18 protein-coding genes are annotated in these 18,790 nt (G+C 72.3%); 10 read left to right on the top strand and 8 right to left on the bottom strand.

Annotation, left to right across the window (positions count from 1 at the left end; genetic code table 11):
• Positions 1-20 precede the first annotated feature (20 nt).
• On the top strand, positions 21-515 hold the full coding sequence (locus IEY93_RS28905) for a hypothetical protein (protein ID WP_189166300.1): 495 nt from the start codon (positions 21-23) through the stop codon (positions 513-515).
• On the top strand, positions 515-820 hold the full coding sequence (locus IEY93_RS28900) for a winged helix-turn-helix domain-containing protein (protein ID WP_189166299.1): 306 nt from the start codon (positions 515-517) through the stop codon (positions 818-820). Before IEY93_RS28905 ends, IEY93_RS28900 begins: the two co-directional genes overlap by 1 nt.
• A 79-nt stretch (positions 821-899) precedes the next feature.
• Here the strand turns inward: IEY93_RS28900 and moeZ are convergent, their stop codons facing one another.
• Positions 900-2,078, bottom strand: a complete 1,179-nt coding sequence (moeZ, locus tag IEY93_RS28895; protein ID WP_189166298.1) for an adenylyltransferase/sulfurtransferase MoeZ — start codon at positions 2,076-2,078, stop codon at positions 900-902.
• Positions 2,079-2,192: 114 nt separating this feature from the next.
• On the bottom strand, positions 2,193-3,155 hold the full coding sequence (locus IEY93_RS28890; protein WP_189166297.1) for an alpha/beta fold hydrolase: 963 nt from the start codon (positions 3,153-3,155) through the stop codon (positions 2,193-2,195).
• A 326-nt stretch (positions 3,156-3,481) separates the two neighbouring features.
• Here IEY93_RS28890 and IEY93_RS28885 point away from each other — a divergent pair, with 326 nt between their 5' ends.
• Complete coding sequence (locus IEY93_RS28885; RefSeq protein ID WP_189166296.1) at positions 3,482-4,015, top strand: hypothetical protein; 534 nt, start codon at positions 3,482-3,484, stop codon at positions 4,013-4,015.
• Between the two features lie 281 nt (positions 4,016-4,296).
• Here IEY93_RS28885 and ku read toward each other — a convergent pair whose 3' ends face one another.
• Positions 4,297-5,235 (bottom strand): non-homologous end joining protein Ku, encoded by a 939-nt coding sequence (gene ku, locus IEY93_RS28880; RefSeq protein ID WP_189166295.1) that lies wholly within the window; start codon positions 5,233-5,235, stop codon positions 4,297-4,299.
• Positions 5,236-5,406: 171 nt separating this feature from the next.
• Between ku and ligD the strand changes: the two genes are divergently transcribed.
• The 4 genes from ligD (at position 5,407) to IEY93_RS28860 (ending at position 7,740) form a co-directional block, all read left to right on the top strand.
• Entirely contained in the window at positions 5,407-6,321 is a 915-nt protein-coding gene (gene ligD, locus IEY93_RS28875; protein ID WP_229691563.1) for a non-homologous end-joining DNA ligase, read from the top strand.
• 63 nt (positions 6,322-6,384) lie between these two features.
• On the top strand, positions 6,385-6,618 hold the full coding sequence (locus IEY93_RS28870; protein ID WP_229691562.1) for an Rv3202a family protein: 234 nt from the start codon (positions 6,385-6,387) through the stop codon (positions 6,616-6,618).
• Positions 6,619-6,729: 111 nt separating this feature from the next.
• On the top strand, positions 6,730-7,350 hold the full coding sequence (locus IEY93_RS28865) for a TetR/AcrR family transcriptional regulator (RefSeq protein ID WP_189166294.1): 621 nt from the start codon (positions 6,730-6,732) through the stop codon (positions 7,348-7,350).
• A gap of 159 nt (positions 7,351-7,509) precedes the next feature.
• Positions 7,510-7,740: a DUF3107 domain-containing protein gene (locus IEY93_RS28860; RefSeq protein ID WP_189166293.1), complete on the top strand. Its 231-nt coding sequence runs from the start codon at positions 7,510-7,512 to the stop codon at positions 7,738-7,740.
• A gap of 549 nt (positions 7,741-8,289) precedes the next feature.
• Here IEY93_RS28860 and IEY93_RS28855 read toward each other — a convergent pair.
• A complete protein-coding gene (locus IEY93_RS28855) occupies positions 8,290-8,976 on the bottom strand; it encodes a ferritin-like fold-containing protein (protein WP_189166292.1) in 687 nt (228 codons plus the stop codon).
• A gap of 409 nt (positions 8,977-9,385) precedes the next feature.
• Between IEY93_RS28855 and IEY93_RS28850 the strand changes: the two genes are divergently transcribed.
• Both IEY93_RS28850 and IEY93_RS28845 read left to right on the top strand, forming a co-directional pair.
• Positions 9,386-11,179 carry a DEAD/DEAH box helicase gene (locus IEY93_RS28850; protein ID WP_229691561.1) on the top strand — a complete coding sequence of 598 codons (1,794 nt, stop codon included), beginning with the start codon at positions 9,386-9,388 and terminating at the stop codon, positions 11,177-11,179.
• 187 nt (positions 11,180-11,366) lie between these two features.
• Positions 11,367-12,245, top strand: a complete 879-nt coding sequence (locus IEY93_RS28845; RefSeq protein WP_189166290.1) for an alpha/beta fold hydrolase — start codon at positions 11,367-11,369, stop codon at positions 12,243-12,245.
• A gap of 43 nt (positions 12,246-12,288) precedes the next feature.
• Here the strand turns inward: IEY93_RS28845 and IEY93_RS28840 are convergent, their stop codons facing one another.
• The 3 genes from IEY93_RS28840 to IEY93_RS28830 are packed head-to-tail and all read right to left on the bottom strand — an operon-like array spanning position 12,289 to position 14,733.
• Positions 12,289-13,290, bottom strand: coding sequence for a RecB family exonuclease (locus tag IEY93_RS28840; RefSeq protein WP_229691560.1), 1,002 nt, complete (start codon positions 13,288-13,290; stop codon positions 12,289-12,291).
• A gap of 1 nt (position 13,291) precedes the next feature.
• Complete coding sequence (locus IEY93_RS28835; RefSeq protein ID WP_189166289.1) at positions 13,292-14,008, bottom strand: MBL fold metallo-hydrolase; 717 nt, start codon at positions 14,006-14,008, stop codon at positions 13,292-13,294.
• A gap of 59 nt (positions 14,009-14,067) precedes the next feature.
• Positions 14,068-14,733, bottom strand: coding sequence for a DUF6758 family protein (locus tag IEY93_RS28830; protein ID WP_189166288.1), 666 nt, complete (start codon positions 14,731-14,733; stop codon positions 14,068-14,070).
• A gap of 72 nt (positions 14,734-14,805) precedes the next feature.
• Between IEY93_RS28830 and IEY93_RS28825 the strand changes: the two genes are divergently transcribed.
• A complete protein-coding gene (locus tag IEY93_RS28825; RefSeq protein ID WP_189166287.1) occupies positions 14,806-15,204 on the top strand; it encodes an NUDIX hydrolase in 399 nt (132 codons plus the stop codon).
• A gap of 11 nt (positions 15,205-15,215) precedes the next feature.
• Here IEY93_RS28825 and IEY93_RS28820 read toward each other — a convergent pair whose 3' ends face one another.
• Entirely contained in the window at positions 15,216-18,725 is a 3,510-nt protein-coding gene (locus tag IEY93_RS28820; protein WP_189166286.1) for a hypothetical protein, read from the bottom strand.
• Positions 18,726-18,790 lie beyond the last annotated feature (65 nt).

The following is an 18,790-nucleotide window of genomic DNA, read 5'->3' as shown; positions in this document are numbered from 1 at the left end:
ATGGAAAGTGAGGAGATGTCATGGACGCCACCCCGCAGGACGCCGCGTACATCAGCCCCGACGAGGCCGCGCACACCCTGCGCGAGATCCGGACGACCCAGGCCCGGGTCGTCCGGGCCCGCCCCTGGTTCCCCGCCTGGTACACCACGGGCGTCGCCCTGTACGTCACCGGTGTCCAGTTCGCCACCGAACCCGGCACACCGATGACGGTGACGGTGACGTGGATCATCGCGCTGACCGCCGCGCTCGTGGGCCTGGTGCTGGCGCTGGTGTTCCTGGAGCGGCAGCGCCCCTATCGCAGCCTGGTCACCCCGGGGGTACTGGGTGTGTTCCTGGCGTGGGTGGCGTCGGCCGTCGCCGTGGGGGCCGCCTTCGCCTTCCCCCTGGACGGAGCCGGGGTGCCCTACGCCCGCACCTGGGCCACGCTGGTCATGACCGCGTACATGACGGTCTCCGGCCCGACCGTCGCCCGGTGGATCACCAGGCGCATGGCCTCCGAGATCGAGGCGGGCTGATGCCCGACCTCGATCCACTGATCCACGCTCCGGCCCGCCTGCGCGTCATGTCGCTGCTCGCGGCGGTCGAGGAGGCCGAGTTCGCCTTCGTCCGCGACGAGGTCGGAGTGAGCGACTCGGTGCTGTCCAAGCACAGCGCCGCGCTGGAGGCCGCAGGGTACGTGCTGATCCGCAAGGGCCACGTCGGCAAGCGGCCGCGCACCTGGCTCAAGCTCTCCCCCGTGGGACGACGCGCCTTCGAGGCCCACATCACCGCCCTGCGCGACATCGTGGCCCGGTCAGGCCTCTCCCTCACCCCGAACTGACCAAGGCCGCCACCACCCGCACAACCGACACAGCCCGTCCTCCAGAGCGGAGAACGGGCTGTGAGCGGTTCGTGGGGCGTCAGTAGGTGGGCAGCGACGGGTCGACCGTCTTGACCCAGCTCAGCACCCCGCCGCCGACGTGGACGGCGTCGGAGAAGCCGGCGTTCTTCACCACGGCGAGCGCCTCGGCGGAGCGGGCGCCGGACTTGCAGTGCAGGACGATCTTCTTGTCCTGCGGCAGCCGCTCGAGGGCCACGCCGCGCAGGAAGTCACCCTTGGGGATCAGCACGGCGCCGGGGATGTTGACGATCTCGTACTCGTTCTGCTCGCGGACGTCGACGAGGAAGATGTCCTCGTCGCGGTCGATCATGTCCTTGAGCTCCTGAGCGGTGATCGTCGAGCCGGTCGCGGCCTGCTGCGCCTCGTCGGAGATCGTGCCGCAGAACGCCTCGTAGTCGATCAGCTCGGTGATCGTGGGGTTCTTGCCGCACAGCGGGCACTCAGGGTCCTTGCGGACCTTGACGTCGCGGTACTTCATCTCCAGCGCGTCGTAGATCATCAGACGCCCGACCAGCGGCTCGCCGATGCCGGTGAGCAGCTTGATGGCCTCGTTGACCTGGACGGAGCCGATGGAGGCGCACAGCACGCCGAGCACGCCGCCCTCGGCGCACGAGGGGACCATGCCGGGCGGGGGCGGCTCGGGGTACAGGCAGCGGTAGCACGGCCCGTGCTCGGCCCAGAACACGCTCGCCTGACCGTCGAAACGGTAGATGGAGCCCCAGATGTACGGCTTGCCGAGCAGCACCGCCGCGTCGTTCACCATGTACCGCGTGGCGAAGTTGTCGGTGCCGTCCACGATGAGGTCATAGGCGGCGAAGATGTCCATCACGTTGTCGGTCGTGAGGGCGACGTTGTGGATGACGACGTTGACGAGGGGGTTGATCTCGCGCACGCTCGCCGCGGCGCTCTCGGCCTTCAGCCGGCCGACGTCGGACTGGCCGTGAATGATCTGCCGCTGAAGGTTTGACTCGTCAACGACGTCGAAGTCGACCACGCCGAGCGTGCCGACACCGGCCGCGGCGAGGTACATCAGGGCCGGGGAACCGAGGCCGCCGGCGCCGACGCACAGCACCTTGGCGTTCTTCAGCCGCTTCTGCCCGGCCATCCCGACGTCAGGGATGATCAGATGGCGCGAGTAGCGGCGCACCTCGTCAACGGTCAGCTCGTCGGCCGGCTCTACCAGCGGTGGCAACGACACAGTTCTACGCTCCCGTTTCAGGGGATTCATCCAGTTGGCGGCTCGCCCATCGTGGCTGCGCGCCGCGCCGTCCTTACACAACCCAACCCGGTCGCCCCCGCATTCCCGGAAATCCTACCCGACGGTGGCGTAACCCTCCGGGTTCTGCACATCGCCCTGATCGCCCCCGGCCACGGCGGAGGCCGTCGCCCGCGCGCCGTCCCGCATGAGGAGGCGCACGTGGCGGGCCACGAGCGCGGGGTATTCCATCTGGGCGACGTGCGCCGCGTGCGGCAGCAGCACCAGGCGCACGTCGGAGAACGCGCGGCCGGCCCGTGCGGCCATCCGCGGGTGCACGAGGCGGTCGTGCCGTCCATGGACGACCAGTGTGGGGGCGGTGACCCGCTCGGCCAGCCGCCAGAGGTTCTCCTCGCCCCAGCGGAAGTACTCGTTCACCAGGGCGCGGGCCGAGCCCACCAGCGCCGGCCCGGCGTAGGGAAGCTCGTCACGGCGGCACACCTCGGCCACGGCGTCCTGCAGCCGGCCGGGATGGACCCGGCCGGTGTCGGCGTAGCACATCGCCATGGTGGCGCGGACGCGCCGCTCCGGGGGCAGGGCACGCAACCGGGCGACCGCCCACTCGCCGAGGCGCGGCGCGGCCGACATCATGACGCGGGCCGGGCCGTAGCGGGGCAGCAGGTCGGGCATGGCGGGTGAGACCAGGGTGAGAGTGCGCACCAGGTCGGGACGGGTCGCCGCGACCCGCACCGAGACGGCGCCTCCCATCGAGTTGCCGAGCAGGTGGACCGGCCCGCCGACCCGCTCGATCAACGCCGTCACCGCCCCGGCGTAGGCGGTGATGGAGTAGTCGCCGCCCGGCGGTTCGGGCGAGTAGCCGGCTCCCGGCAGGTCCAGGGCGTACCCCTGCGCCTCGTCCCGCAACTCGTCCATCAGGTCGGTCCAGTTGGTCGCCGACCCGGCCAGGCCGTGCACGTAGACGGCCTTCTCCACCGGCCCCTCGGGCGTGGTGCGCACGTGGACGACCTGGTCACCGAGGTCGAGCAGCTTCCCGGGCCAGTGTGGTATCGGCTCGTCCACCGTCTCCTCCTCTCCTGTTCACCCTCCGTTCGACGATAACCCGGCTCCGAACCCGCCAGGGTCTCCCCCGCCCGGACTGGGGGACGCTGAGGGGTGGGGATACGGGTCCATGATCATTGAAAAATCGGACAAATCGGGAAATATTGATCTGAAAGATATAAGGGCAGGTTAAGTAGCCGCCAAAAGGCAGCGATCACCGTTTGTCATGAGGGTGGCCCGGAAAACAAGACATCTGGGAGGACTCATAACGAGTCGCCCGGCATTTACTCCCAAATTCCGTAAATGCCATCCGCTGGGCAACCCGATGCGTCAAGGGGGAAAACAGAATGCCCGACGTCAAGAAATATGCCGCTGCGCTGACCGTCACGGCGGCACTCACCGGTGGTCTCGTCGGCCTCAGCACGGCCACCGCCACGAGCGCGAGCGCGTCCGCCGCGGTCGTCAACTTCGATGGCCTCGACGGCGGCTTCGGCGGCGGCCTCGGTGGCTTCGGCGGCGGCCTCGGTGGCTTCGGTGGCGGCGGCGGCTACGGCGGCCGCTGCTACGGCGGCGGCGGCTACGGCGGCGGCTACGGCGGTCACCACGGTGGCCGCGGCTACTACGGCGACGACGATGACGACGACTGGGGCGGCGGCTACGGCCACAAGGGCTACGGCAAGAAGCGCAAGCACTACCGCAGCCACGGCGGCGGCCACCGCAACTGCTTCTTCAAGGTCGTCGAGGCGCGCTTCTTCCGCGCCATCATCGGCAACCACAACCAGGGCGGCGGGCACAACGACTACTGGCGCAACGACCGCCGCTGGTTCCCGCAGCACCACCACCACTACAACAAGCACCACGGCGGCAAGCACGACGGCTGATCACTGACCGGACCATCCGAACCCAGGCGGCCTTCCGGGCGGCGACCCCGCCCGGAGGCACCACCGGCCGCCTGGCCGACCGAGCAGAAGGCCCCGGAGCGCTCCGCTCCGGGGCCTTCCCGCGTCCACGTCCATAACCTGTGCACCGCGCCGGCCGTGGCTCCTGTCGCCGATTCGCGGGACGCCTATTCGAAAATCCCGGACCGGCTCCGCGAATTCCACCCGTGAAATTCCGGCGCCGTATTTTCTTTCACCCCGCGGCGGAGTACCGCGGCCGGCCGTCAGGCCGACTTGCGTGCCCGGCGTTTGGGGGCCGCCTTCTTGGCCTCCTTCTCCGGCTTCTCCTCTTCGGCCCGGCCGGACGCGGCCGCCCTGGCCGGTTTGGCCGCGGCCTTGCGCTTGTCCGCGCCGGCCCCGGCCTTCTCCTTGCTCTCCTTGGCGCCCTCGCGCTCGCGCTTGGCCGCGTCGACACTGGCGCGCAGCGCGGCCATCAGGTCCACCGCCGGCCCCGCCGCCTCGGCCGCCTCGGGCTTGACGAGCTCCTTGCCCGCGACCTTGGCCTCGATGACCTGCTGGAGCGCCTCGCGGTAGGCGTCGTGGTACTCGGAGGGGTCGAACTCCCCGGCCATCGTCTCGATCAGCGACTCGGCCATCTGGAGCTCCTGCGGCCGGACCTCGACGTCCTCCTCGACGAAGGCGAAGCCCGGCTCGCGCACCTCGTCCGGCCACAACATCGTCTCCAGCACGAACACCCCCTCGCGGATGCGCAGGGCCGCGAGGGACTCGCGCTGACGCAGCGCGACCTTCACGATCGCGACCTGGCCGGTGCGCTCCAGCGCGTCGCGCAGCAGGACGTACGGCTTCACGCCCGCCGCCTCGGGCTCCAGGTAGTACGACTTGTTGAACAGGATCGGGTCGAGTTGCTCGGCGGGGGTGAACTGCAGCACGTCGATGCGGCGCGAGGTGCTCAGCGGCAGGTCGGCGAAGTCCTCGTCGGTCAGCACCACCATCTCGCCGCCGGGCAGTTCGTACCCCTTGGCGATCTCGGAGTACGCCACCTCCTCGCCGTCCACCGAGCACACCCGCTTGTACCTGATGCGCCCGGCGTCCTCACGGTGCACCTGGTGGAACGACACATCCTTCTGCTCGGTCGCCGAATACAGCTTCACGGGGATCGTGACGAGACCGAACGAGATGGCACCCTTCCAGATGCTACGCATGACCTCTCCTCACCTCGACTCCGCCGCCGAACACATGTTCGACGGCGGCAAGGGCGCAAAGCAGTATCCAAATGGGCAGATACCCAGTGTGGATTGCCGTATCCGGTCAAGCCACGATCTGCTGGGAAGGCGACGGACGAGAGCACGGGAAAAGAAACCTCAGGGGAAGTGGTGAGCGTGGCGCAGAAGGTCCGGGTCAGGGTCGATCACCGGGAACTGACGCTGACGAACCTGGACAAGGTGCTGTATCCGGCGACGGGCTTCACCAAGGCGGAGGTGATCGAGTACTACACCTGCGTCGCGCCCGCGATGCTCGCCCACCTGAACGGCCGCCCGCTCACCGTCAAGCGTTACCCCGGCGGAGTGGAGGGTCAGTTCTTCTTCGAGAAGAACCGCCCGGCGCACACCCCCGCCTGGGTGCGGACGGCCCGGCTGCCCGCCCCGGGCAGCACCAAGGACCGCGACACCATCGAGTACGCGATCGTCGACGACCTGCCCACGCTGGTCTACTTCGCCGGGCTCGCCGCCCTGGAGTTCCACACCCCCATGTGGCGGGTGGACGAGGAAGGCCGGGCACTGCCGCCCGACACGATGGTCTTCGACCTCGACCCGGGAGCGCCCGCGACGATCGTGGACTGCGGCCGGGTGGCGCTGCGGCTGCGGGAGGCACTGCGCGAGGACGGCCTGGACGGGCTGCCCAAGACCAGCGGGAACAAGGGCATGCAGGTGTACGTGCCGTGGGCCGGCCGCGAGGAGAGCCCCTCGGACTACGCCAAGGCGCTCGCCCAGCGGCTGGAGAAGGAACGGCCGGACGAGGTCGTCAGCCAGATGGCCAAGAAACTGCGCCCGGGCAAGGTGTTCATCGACTGGAGCCAGAACAACCCGGCCAAGACCACGGTCACCCCCTACTCCCTGCGCGCCAACGCCGCGCCGACCGCCTCCACCCCGATCACCTGGGAGGAGGTGGCCGAGTGCGCCGACCCCGGTGACCTGGTGTTCACGGCGCAGGATGTCCTCGACCGGGTCGCGCGACTCGGCGACCTCATGGCCCCGCCGGAGCGAAGCCGGACGGGGAAGGGGCCTTAGGCTGGACGCATCGGGGTATTGGAGCGCGCGAATGCCCGCTCGCCCCCTACGGAGGGACGGAAGATGTCGGAGATGGACGTGAGCGGCCGGGAGGTCCCGCTGGACGCGCTGGAGCCCCTCGACGACGTCGCCGAGGAGTTGCAGACCGAGGTCCCGGAGGCCGATGCCATCGAGCAGCACCTCATCGTTCGCGGCGAACGGCGCGAATGGCCGCTGGAGATCCCCTACGACGCCGACCCGGCCGACGCCGCCGACCAGGGGCGCGTCGTGGACCTGGACGACGACGACTATCGCTGAGCCCGGTTACCCGCGCGTAGGATGTCAACCTCGTACCGGATGCACGACCAGCACCGACCGGCGCCCGCCGAGCCGTCGCGCGGTGGGTGAACCGCACCCAAGGAGTGACCCGTGACCGCTACCCCGGATGCCAAGCCCCGGGGCACCCGGCTGCCCCGCATGGCCCGTCGCCGCCAGTTGCTCAACGCGGCGCAGGAGGTCTTCGTGGAGAACGGCTACCACGCGGCCGCGATGGACGAGATCGCCGAACGTGCCGGGGTCAGCAAGCCGGTGCTCTACCAGCACTTCCCCGGCAAGCTCGAGCTCTATCTGGCTCTGCTCGACCTGCACGTCGACGACATGGCCAACCGGTGCCGCGAGGCGCTGGCCTCCACCACCGACAACAAGCAGCGCGTCCAGGCGGCCATCGGCGCGTTCTTCGACTTCGTCTCCAGCCAGGGCGAGGCGTTCCGCCTGGTCTTCGAGTCCGACCTGCGCAACGTCGCGCCCGTGCGCCAGCGCATGGAGCGCTCGCTGCGCGAGAGCGCCGAGATGATCAGTCAGGTCATCCAGGAGGACACCGGCTGCTCCAGCGACGAGGCCCATCTGCTCGGCGTCGGCCTGGTGGGCATGGCCGAGGTGAGCGCGCGCTACTGGCTGGCCAGCCACGGCTCCATCCCCAAGGACCACGCGACCCAGCTCATGGCCCGCCTCGCCTGGCGCGGCATCGGCGGCTTCCCCCGCACCACCTGACCCACCGCTCACTCACCGGCCCCGGCGCGCGGCCGGCCGTTCGCCCACGGCGATCGCCTCGGGCCGGCCGTTCGCTTGACGCGATCATCGCCGTCGCCGCGCCGGCGCGGAGTGACGATAAGACCAGCACGTTTTCCGTCGCCGTCGAAAGGAAGCCCCATGGAGATCAAGATCGGCGTACGTTCGGTGCACCGGGAGATCATCGTCGAGACCGAGCTGTCCGCCGACGAGGTGGAGCAGGAGCTGCGCAACTCCCTGGCGGCCGATCGCGGGGTCTTCTCCGTCACCGACGTCAAGGGCCGACGGGTGATCGTGCCGGTCTCCGCGCTCGGTTTCGTCGAGATCGGCGGTGACGAGTCGCGTCCCGTCGGGTTCGGCGGCACGCTCTAGCACCGGCCGTTCCACGCCGCCTCGGGCGGGCCCTGTCCGGCCCGCCCGACGGCGGGGCGAGGCCCCGCCCTGGCACGTGAACCCGGGGGGACATCCTCAAGAAGGCCTGAGCCGTTCTCCGACAGGCCACCGCGGGCTACAGCAGGCCCGCGCACTCTTCCCGGGAGTCGAGCGAGCACCCGCAGGGGCGGCGGGCCGGCCGCACGTCCTCCCGCTTGTGGCTGACCGCCGGGCAGCCGGCGCTCCCCCTTCGCAACACCGGCCGGGACGTCCAGCGGTTCGGTCCACATCTCATCAGGAAACTGCCGTAGCGGCGCGAGGCCCTCATGTTCGCACGCTACAACCGACCGGGCCGTTCGCGCCCCTCGATCAAGGCACCTTTCCGCCAGAACTCCGAAACCTGCGCCGAGCGGACGTCCCGGCCGGCCGGCGCGGCGGTGCCGGCGGTACGTCCTGGCGCCCGGGAGAGACCTCGCTCAAGGCCCCGCGCCGGGCACGAGCGGCCGGAGCCCCGCACCGGGGCTCCGGATGCCGCGGAGCCGATGGAGATCAGGGGCCCGGGACGAGGCCGAGCGCCGACATGCGCCGGCCGTGCTCCTCGGTGAGGCGGGCGAACAGCCGCCCGATCTCCACCAGGTCGGTGTCCGCGCTCGCCAGGACCCCCGCGTCCTCGGCGGCGGAGACCAGCAGCAGGGCAAGGGCCGGCCGCGCCGCCGCGACCCGGTGCCCCTGGCTCAGCGCCTCGCCGACCAGACGCCGCGCCCACAGCGCCAGCCGGCCGGAGAGCTTGGGGTTGCCGGCCAGCGCCGCCCGCACCCGCTCGACCACGAACCGTGAGCGGACCTCCTCCGCCAGCGCCTCGTTGACGATCGCGCGGGTCTCCTCGTCCACCCGGCGGACGGCCTCGCGGTAGAAGTCGGCGGCGATGCCGGTGCCCACGTACGCCTTGACCAGGGCCTCCAGCCAGTCCCCTGGCCGTGTCTGGGCGTGCCAGTCGTCCAGGGCGGCGACGAACGGCGCCATGGCCTCCTCGGGGTCCACCCCCAGGGCCGCCAGCCGGTCGCGCAGGAGCCGGAAGTTGCCGTACTCGGCCGCGGCGAGGTCGCTGAGCTCGGCCCGGTCGGTCAGGGTGGGGGCGAGAGTGGCGGCGTCCTCGGCGAGCCTGAGGAACGCGGTCAGCTCGGCGTAGGCCAGGACGCCGAGCATATCGACCACACCGGCAGGGGAATCACTCATGGATGCAGCGTACGAGGGTCTCCACGGCCTGCGGACCATGCCCGCGCGAGGCACCGGGCGAAAGCCCGGCGGCCCCGGTTTCTCCGGGGACACGACTTCGAACACCGGGAAATCGGCTCGCTCTTGTGGTATCGAGTACACTGCCCTGTAAGAGTGCGACCGCAGTATGTCTTCAGGGAGATCATCGCCTGATAGCCCCCACGCGCGTTATGCCGCGGGCGGTCGCCGAGACGAGATGAGGGTTGGCTTTTCCGCGCGGACCCGGCGCAAGCCGGCGGTCCCGGAAGCCCGCCTTCGCAGGAGACCTAGGCAGGCCGAGCTGACCACGTTCCGAGACCTTGGAGTCATACCGGAGATCGCCGATGCCCTCGAAACAGAGGGCATCGTCTCCCCCTTTCCCATCCAGGAGATGGCCCTCCCGCTGGCGATCAGCGGGCAGGATGTCATCGGCCAGGCGCGCACCGGCACCGGCAAGACCTACGCCTTCGGTGTCGCGATGCTTCAGCGCGTCGGCAAGCCGCGCAAGAACCGCAAGAAGCCCCGGGGGCTGGTCGTCGTCCCCACCCGCGAGCTGGCCCTGCAGGTCACTGAGGACCTTCTGGTCGCCGGTGGCAAGCTCGGCTCACGCATCCTCACGGTGTACGGCGGGCGGGCCTACGAGCCGCAGATCGAGGCGCTCAAGCAGGGCGTCGACGTCGTCGTCGGCACGCCAGGCCGCCTCCTGGACCTGGTGAAGCAGAAGCACCTCGACCTCGGTCAGGTGTCCATGCTGGTCCTGGACGAGGCCGACCGCATGCTCGACCTGGGCTTCCTGCCCGACATCGAGCGCATCATCAAGCTCGTCCCCGCCGAGCGGCAGACCATGCTGTTCTCGGCGACCATGCCGGGCGAGATCGTGCAGCTGTCGCGCCGCTACCTGACGCGCCCGACGCACGTGCGCGCCGAGAACCCCGACGCCGACAGCGAGGACGTCTCCAAGACCGTCCAGTTCGTCTGGCGCACCCACCGCATGGACAAGATCGAAATCGTGGCCCGCATGCTGCAGTGCGAGGGCCGGGGTCTGACGATGGTGTTCTGCGAGACCAAACGGGCCTGCGACATGGTGTCCGAGCAGCTCAAGGAGCGCGGCTTCGCCGCCGCGGCCGTGCACGGCGACCTCGGGCAGGGCCAGCGCGAGCAGGCACTGCGCGCGTTCCGCAACGGCAAGGTCGACGTCCTGGTGGCCACCGACGTCGCGGCACGCGGCATCGACATCGACGACGTCACCCACGTGGTCAACTACGACTGCCCGCAGGACGAGAAGACCTACGTCCACCGCATCGGCCGCACCGGCCGGGCGGGCCGCACCGGCGTGGCGGTGACCTTCGTGGAGTGGGAGGAGCTCACCCGCTGGAAGGTCATCAACAACGCGCTCGGCCTCGACTTCGCCGAGCCGGTCGAGACCTACTCCACCTCCAAGCACATCTACGCCGAGCTGCACATCCCGGAGGGCACCAAGGGCGTGCTGCCGCGCGCTCAGCGGTCCCGTGCCGGGCTGGAGGCCGAGCAGATCGAGGACCTCGGTGAGACTGGGCGGCACCGCTCGCGCCGTGAGCGTGACGAGCGGCGTGACCGCGACGAACGCCGCGACCGCGAGGAGCGCCGGGAGCGCCCGGCCCGCAACCGGCAGCGCCGCCGCACCCGTGGCGGCCAGACGCTGGACGGGCAGCCGGTCGAGGCGGGAGCGCCCGTCCAGGGCGACATCCTCGCCCCCGAGCCCGAAGTGAGCGCCGGCCCCGCCGTCCTGGACGCGCCGGTGGCCCGCCCAGCGGCCGAGACACCCGCGCCGGTGGCCGCCGAGACACCCGCGCCGGTGGCGGCCGAGGCCCCCGCGCCGCGGCGTGCCCGCCGGGGCGCCAACAAGACGGCCCTGGCCGGGGCCCTCGCCGACGCTCCCCCTGCCGTCGCGGACGACGTCGTCGAAGCGCCCGTCGTCCACGAGGCGCCGATCGTCGCCGAGGAGCCGCAAGCGGCGCCGGTCGCCGCGCCGGTCACCGCACCGGTCGCGCCACCCGAGCCGGAGCGGATCATCCCGCCCTCTCCGTTCTCGATCATTTTCCGCTCGCCCGACCTGGCGACGGAGGACGATGATGTGGCGCCCTCCGCGGCCTCCGAACGCGTCCAGCGCCGCCGGACTCCGCAGCATCGTCCCCGGAGGGGCTGAGCAGACGGCGCATGAGCACATCGGGCCCTCAGCGGCCGGAACGGTGGGACGCCCTGGCGTCCCACCGTTCCCTCAGGCGCACCAAGGCCGTCATCCGATCGGGTGAGAGAGTGGAAAGTCGACCAGGAGACCGGCGTGACACCTTCGGCGGTGTCGCCGGGATCGATTATCAGTATCGTGGTGCCGCGTGAGCACGCCGCGCTTTCTGACCTTGCCTCCCGGTGTCCGTGAGCAGCGCATCGAGACGCCCGTCGGCACGTTCGCGGCTCTCGAGGCGCTGCCGGTCAGCGGCGTCCCCGAACGCTGCCCCGCACTGCTGGTGCCGGGCTACACCGGCAGCAAAGAGGACTTCATCGCGATCTTCCAGACGCTGGCCCAGGCCGGGCGCCGCGTCGTCGCGATCGACATGCGCGGGCAGTTCGAGACCGAGGGTCCCGACGACCCGGCGGCCTACACCTGCGCCGCCCTCGGCGAGGACATCGACCAGATCGCGGCGGTCGTGGGCGACGGCGAGCCGGTCCACCTGGTCGGTCACTCCTTCGGCGGCCTGGTGACCCGCGAGGCGGTGATCGGCGGCGCCACCAAGCTGGCGTCCTACACGCTGATGAGCTCGGGGCCGGCCGGCATCACCGGGCCACGGGAGAAGGCCTGCCGTCTCATGCTCCGCGAGCTGCCCGAGGTGGGCCTCGCTCACCTGTGGACGCACCGTCTCGAACCCGAGGCCATCGTCGCCGGTGTGCCCGACGAGATCGTGGACTTCCTGCGCAGGCGGCTGTTCGCCAACTCGCCGACCGGGCTGGTGAGCATGGCGGAAGAGGTGCTCAACGCCCCCGACCGGCTCGCGGACCTGCGTGAGGTCGGGGTGCCCATCCTGGTGCTGTACGGCGAGCACGACGACGGCTGGTCTCCCTTGACGCAGGCGGAGATGGCCGAGAGCCTCGACGCCGACATCGTCGTCGTGCCGGGAGCCCTGCACTCCCCCGCGGTCGAGGCGCCCGAGACCACCGCCCACGCCCTCACCCGCTTCTGGAATCACGCCGAGCAACACCCCGCACACCCCGCCTGACCGGCCGGGCGCCGCCCGTCCCTGGCCGGCGGCACGGGGGTGGTCAGGAGGTGTCGGCGAGGCCGTCCCAGGGCTCGCGCGGGGAGGCCGCCGCCTGGCCCTCGGGGCAGTGGCGGCGGTAGTCGCACCAGGAGCAGACCGGGCCGGGCCGCGGCGGGAAGCTCGCGTCGATCTCCGGCGGCACGGCGGCCGGCCCGCCCGGCGTACCGGGCCCACCGTCGGCGCCTGAGGCACTGGCCGCACCCTGCCCGCCCGCTGTGCCGGGCGGGCGCGTGGGAGAGGACCGAGCCTGGCCGGCGGGCCTGCGGGGGCCGCGCGCCGAGGCGGGGGCGCGGGTGGCCGCCCACTCGCGGTAGCGTTCGTCGGCCTCGGCGGCCTCCAGGGCGATCTCCTCGGCCCGGCCCAGGTGGCGGCCGAGGGACTCGTCGGTGTGCTCCCACGCGACGATCTCACCAGTGGGGACGTGGTGCAGCTCGACGGTGCGGCAGCGGCGGTGCAGCACTCGCGAGGACGCCGCCGCGTAGATCGCGAGCGCGAGCGAGGCCCGCGCGTCGTCCTCGGTCAGCGGGCGGCGCCCGGTCTTGTAGTCGACGATGACCAGCTCGTCGCCGCGCCGGTCGATGCGGTCGACCCGTCCGGACACCGCGATCACCGCCGTGCGCGTGGCGACGGTGCGCTCGACGCCGACCGGCTCCTCCGACGGGTCGAGCGTGGTGACGTAACCGGACACCATGGCGCGTGCCCGGTCACGCCACAGCGTGGACTGCTCCTGGTCCCGGAAACCCTCGGTGATCCAGCCCTTGGTGAGGAGAATCCCCGCCATGGCGGAGGTCCTGCGCTCGTACGGCTCGCGCCACCACCCGGCCAGCGCGTTGTGCACCGACGCGCCGAGGCTGTTGTGCGCCCATGGCAGGCCCTTCTGCGGGGCCGGGCGGTCGAGGTAGGTGAACCGGTAGCGCCGGGGGCAGTCGAGCCAGGCGTTCAGCCTCGACGGCGTGCAGGAGTACAGCCGCCGGGGCATGCCTTCCAGGCCGAGTTGCTGCACGTCACTCGTCGAAGCTCAGCTTGATCCCCGAAGCGCGCGTGCCGTCGGCGAGCGGCGGCTCGGCCGGATCGGCGGCCGCCTCGCCCTTGGTGAGCGACCCCGACAGCCAGTCGTCGAAGTGCGGCTCCTGCTCGCCGACGGTGGTCTCCTCGCCGTGCGCGGGCAGCACCCGGGTGTCCGGCGGCAGCGTGAACAGCCGCTCGCCGATCGCGGTGAGCTGGTCGGCCAGAGCGGGGTACTCACCGGCGAGCTTGCCGGGGCCGTCGGCCAGCAGGGTCTTGCCGGTGAAGACCACGCCCAGCGCCTCGACGTACAGCGAGACGCCGCCCTGCGTCACCCCAGGAGTGGCCATGACCTCCAGCTCGACATCGGCGACGCCGAAGATGCCCTCGTCCTCCATGTCGATGTCGGGGTAGGTCTCCTGCCAGGTCTCGCGCCACAGCGGGCGATCTTTGCGGTTGAGCGCGACGACCGCCTCGTCACGCGCCGCCACCTCGATCGCCCCGCCGACGTGGTCGGGCAGGCCGTGCGTGCAGATGACGGCGAGCACCTCGCGCTCGCCGACGGTCTCGAGGATCGTCTCCGCGTCGCGCGCGGCGTCGATGACGATGACCTCCTCATCGTCACCGATGATCCAGGTGTTGTTCTCGACCTTGTATTCGGCGTCGTCGATCGTCACGACGCCCTCGGTCACCACTCGCTCGATACGCGCTGTCACGGCCACGACCTTACCGAACCGGCGTGCCCGTCTCGATACTTACCGGTGTCACGTTGGCGTCAACGAAGGCGCGGAAGCGTCCGCAGGCCCTGGATTTCGGCGCCGAGCCGCGGAGTGACGGCGCCGAAGGGGAGGTCGAGCTCCTGGTCGTGCTCCCTGAGGTCGCGCAGTGAGAGCTGGGTGAGCGCCACCAGGCAACCGGCCTCTGCCGGCCAGCCGATGATCCACAGCCAGTCGCCCATCGCCTCGCCGACGTACACCGCGCGGTCGGGCCTGCCCTCCACCCACCACAGGGCCGTCGGGTGGCCGCGCGCGTCGACCTTGGCACCGGGCGGGCCCGCGTCGAAGCCGGGCCCGGGGTCGGGGCCGGGCAGGCCGGCGTACGCGGCGCCGAGCCCCAGGCCCGGCTCCTCCGCCACGATCAGCAGGTCGGCCGGGCCTTGGGTCACCGAGGGACCCGAGCAGGCCACCACTCCCGCGCGGGCGCCCGAACGCTCGTCCCCGGCGTCGCCGAACCCGGTGACCAGCCACCCCGGCGGCAACGGCCAGGGCAGCCAGAACGGGACCCGCGCGTCCTTGCGCACCAGGTCGAGCGCCTCGGCCGAAGGCCGCCGGGTGTGGAAGGGCACGACGGCCCCGTGCACCCCGCAACGCCAGGCGCTTGACCATACGCTGGGTGGGCGTAGCGTGCCGAAACACCGTGGGCAGGTGGGCGCGGCTCTCACAGTTATCCACGGTGCTTCCGTCGGCGCGGTCACGTCAAGAGGAAGTCCGTTATCGCGGCGTAATCTTGGCACATGCGGGTCAGGTGCGTGGGCGCGATAGTGATCGACGGCGCGGGCCGGCTGCTGCTGGTCCGGCGTGGACGCCCGCCGGGAGAGGGGCTGTGGTCCCTGCCGGGCGGGCGGGTGGAGCCCGGCGAGCCGGACACCGTCGCGCTGCGGCGCGAGCTGCTGGAGGAGACCGGCCTCGTGATCACGGCGGGCCCCCTCGCGGGCACCGTGGAGCGCCCCGGCCCGGGCGGGGTGGTGTACGAGATCCACGACTACTTCGCGACCGCCGCAGGCGGCACGCCGGTGGCCGGGGACGACGCGGCCGACGTGGGGTGGTTCGCCCTCGACGAGCTGGCCGGCCTCCCCCTCACCTCCGGACTGGCGGACGCCCTGACCACCTGGCGCGTGCTCCCCGCCCCCTGAAGTGGGTGAGGTCAGCGGCTGAAGGAGGTGCGCCAGAGGGTGAGGTGGTCGGAGGTGTAGGTCGTCGAGCGGCCCACCGCCACCACCCGGTCGCCGTTGACGGCGATCGCGCCGAGCCACTGGGCGCCCTCGCCGGTCATGCCGTCCCCGGTCAGCGTGTGCCGCTGCCAGTCGTCGCCGTCCTTCGAGGTCCACACCGCGCTGTCCTCCCCGGCGGGCGAGCCGTAGGAGCCCACGGCGACCAGGCCGTCCTCCGAGGCGGCGAGGTCCAGCACGGTCGCCGGCGCGTCGGCGGGCAGCCAGGAGTAGGTCCAGCTCACGCCGTCGTCGGTGGAGACGGCGGCGTACGGCTGCTCCACGCCCTTGTCGCCGGTCGCGCCACCGACCGCGATGATCCGCTGATCGTGGACGACCACCCTGCGCAGGGACGCCGCACGGGCCCCCTCGGGGATCACCCGCTTGCGGGCCGTCCAGTTGAGCCCGTCCTTGGAGACCCAGACGACCCCGGACGTGCGTCCGGTCGCACCGGACGATCCGACCGCGAGGTAGCCGCCGGAGGTGGCGGTGACGTCCTCGATTCGCACGTCGGCGCCGCCCGCCGGGAGGCTGCGCGGCGCGGCGCGCGAGTAGCGCTTGAGGTCGGGGGTGAACCACAGTGCGGCGACCACGCCGTCCGGGCCGCTGTCGTCCCCGGCGATCACGTACCCCTTCGGCCCGGCGGCCACCACGCGCGGCACGACGGCGTACCGGCCCGAGGCGCCGAGCGCGGGCGAGTCGGGCGCCGGGCGCCAGGACCTGGCGTCGGCCGAGGAGGCCAGCAGCGGCCGGACGAACGCGGAGTCGGCCGTGGTGCTGCCCACGGCGAGCCAGCCGTGCGGGCCGTGGGCGACGTCGTTGAACGCCTGCCGTCCCGGCCCGCCGAGCGCGGGCGCGCTGACCGGCTTCCAGCTCTGGCCGGTCGCGCTGGTCCAGATGCCGGCGTCCCCCTTGACCCCGCCGACCGCGACGAAGGACTCACCCGCGGCGACCAGCGCGGTGGTCTCGCGCGCCGACCGGCTGAGCCCGCTGATCTGCCCGAGGGGCACCGGCGCGGCGGGCTTGCCCTTGCCGGCCGTCATCAGCACCGGCAGGTTGTCCAGCCCGCCGGACCGCTGGTCGCCCGCGGCCACCAGCGTGCCGCCGTCGGTGATGGCGAGACCGCGCAGCGTGCCGGGGATCTGGCCGAGGTCGGTGCTCTCGGTCCAGTCTTTGCCGTCGGTGCTGGTGAAGACGGCGTACCGCTCCCAGCCCGACTCGGCGACGGCCGCGACCCCCGCGGAGGAGGAGGCGAGGCCGCGCACGCCGGTCGCCTCGCGCCCCAGCCCGTCGATCATGCCGCACTGGCGCCACTCGTCCCCGAGCTCCGAACAGTAGACCCGCACGTCGCCCGAGCCGGACTTCTGCAGGGTCGGGACCAGCAGGAAGCCCTTGGCGGCCACCGCGAGCGCGCCCGGCTCCGGCCGGACGCCGGGCAGGGCGGCGGCGGTGCGCAGCCAGGTGCGTCCGCCGTCGGGTGAGCGCAGGATGACCGAGGTCGTGTCGCCCCTGCCCGGGTCGGCGAGCGCCACGACGGCGTTCCCCTTGGCCACGACGGCGCGGATGGCCCGCACCTTGTCGGTGGAGCCGATCTCGCCGGTGTCGACGCGGCTCCAGTTCGTCCCGTCCGGCGACACCCAGGCCACCGGGCCGTACCCGCCGTCCTGCAGGGTCGTGGAGCCGACGGCGACGAAGCCGGTCGCGGTGCGCGCCAGGTCGGTGATGCGGTCGCCGCTCCAGAAGGCCGCCAGCCGCGAGGGGTCGACGGCCGTCCAGGATCGCCCGTCGGTGCTGGTCCACATGCCGCGCGCGGCGGCGCCCGCCGCGCCCGGGGCTTCGGTGCCGGCGGCGAGCCACCGGCCGTTCCCGCCGGTGACCAGCCCGGCCGCCCCGGCCGGCTGGTAGCCCTCGGCGCCGGCCACCCGGCCGAGCTGCCAGTTCTTGCCGCCGTCCGCGGAGACCAGGAAAAGCGGCCGGGGCACCGGGCTGGTGGTGTCGCTGCCGACCGCGACCACGGTCGAGCCGACGGAGGTGACCGCGTTGAGGACCTGGCTGGAGCCGTTGCCGCTGGTGCCGGGCGGGGCCGCGAACGCCTGGTCGCCCGATCCGCCGTCGCCGGCGGCGAGCCGCAGCCCGGAGCTGGTGGGGGAGTTCACCCAGTTCACGATCACCAGGCCGAGACCGGCGGCGGCGAGCAGGACGACGACCACGAAGAGCGGCGTGAGCAGCCCGCGACCGGAGCCGCGGGAGCCGAGCCTGCGGCCCTGGCGCGGCGGTCGTCCCGCCCCCTGGTCGCGGTGGTGGCGTCCGCGGCCACCGCCGCGCGGGCGGGGCGGGCCGGAGGCGACCAGGATGTCCGGCCGGACCGGCCGGCCGCCGGGGGGACGGCCGATGCGCTCGTCGCCGGTCATGTGCTCCGGCTCGGCCTGGATGCGCGGCTCGACCCTGATCTCGGGTTCCTCCGCGGACACGCCGGTGGCGGGGGGCGAGGTGGGAGCGGAGGGCGGCGTGCGCGGCGGGCCGGAGGCGACGAGCTTGTCCGGCCGGTCGACCAGACGCCGCGGCGGCCGGCCCGGCTCGCCCTCGGGCGTTTCGTCGGCCCAGGACCCGGCCTCCGCCGGCCGGCCCTCCCAGGGACCGGCCTCGTCGTACCCCGTCTCCCAGGCTCCGTACTCTCCAGGACCGCTCTCCCAGGACCCCGGGTCCACAGCGCCACCACCCCATGATCCGGGCACGCCGGCGCCGGTCTCCCAGGCTCCGTGCTCCTCAGGGCCGCTCTCCCAGCCTCCAGGCTCTCCCTGACCGCTCTCCCAGGGCGCGGGTGCCTCCGGTGGGCCCTCACCCCATGATCCGGGCACTCCCGGGCCTCCCCAGGCTCCGTGCTCGGCGGATCCGGTTCGCGGGATTTCGTGCTCTTCTGGGCCGCCACCCCTTGATCCGGACTCCCAGGGCTCGGCCTGCGCGGGGTCGGCCTCGCGGGGTTCGGCGGCGGGCCAGGCGGAGCCGGCCTGCTGCGACGGCTCCGACGCGGCCCGGCCCGCGCTGTGGCGCGGCTCGGCGGCCCCCTCTCCGTACGGCGAGCCGGCAGGCCTGGCGTAGGGATGACGTCCCGCCGACGGGAGCCGGGGCTGCGGCGCGGTGGGATCTTCCTCCTCCCCCGCAGGGCGCTCGTCCGGCGTCGGCGCGCCGAAGGGCGGGAGCGCCCAGGGAGACTCCAGGGGCAGATCACGCGAGCGCGGGTCAGCGGGACCCGGCGGCGCGTGGTGCAGCACGCGAGGGGACGTCCGGGCCTGGCGTGGCCCGTTGGTGTGCGACACGTCGCCGCGATCGGCGTCGTCGGCCGACCGCCAAGACGAGCGCGGGTCGTGGGGGCCCGAGACCACGCTCAGCACCTCCTCGTCGGCAGGCTGCCCCGGTGTGGGGGCCGCGACTTGGGACCGTTCCACCGATCTTCAACGCGTCCGTCGGACCAGCGGCGGATCACGTGCGATCGTACCGATACCCGAACCTT

Origin of the sequence: Sphaerisporangium melleum (genome assembly GCF_014646695.1) — a bacterium.
Taxonomy (GTDB): domain Bacteria; phylum Actinomycetota; class Actinomycetes; order Streptosporangiales; family Streptosporangiaceae; genus Sphaerisporangium; species Sphaerisporangium melleum.
Note: the sequence above shows the minus strand (reverse complement) of the source record. Positions and strands in the feature narration are given on the sequence as shown.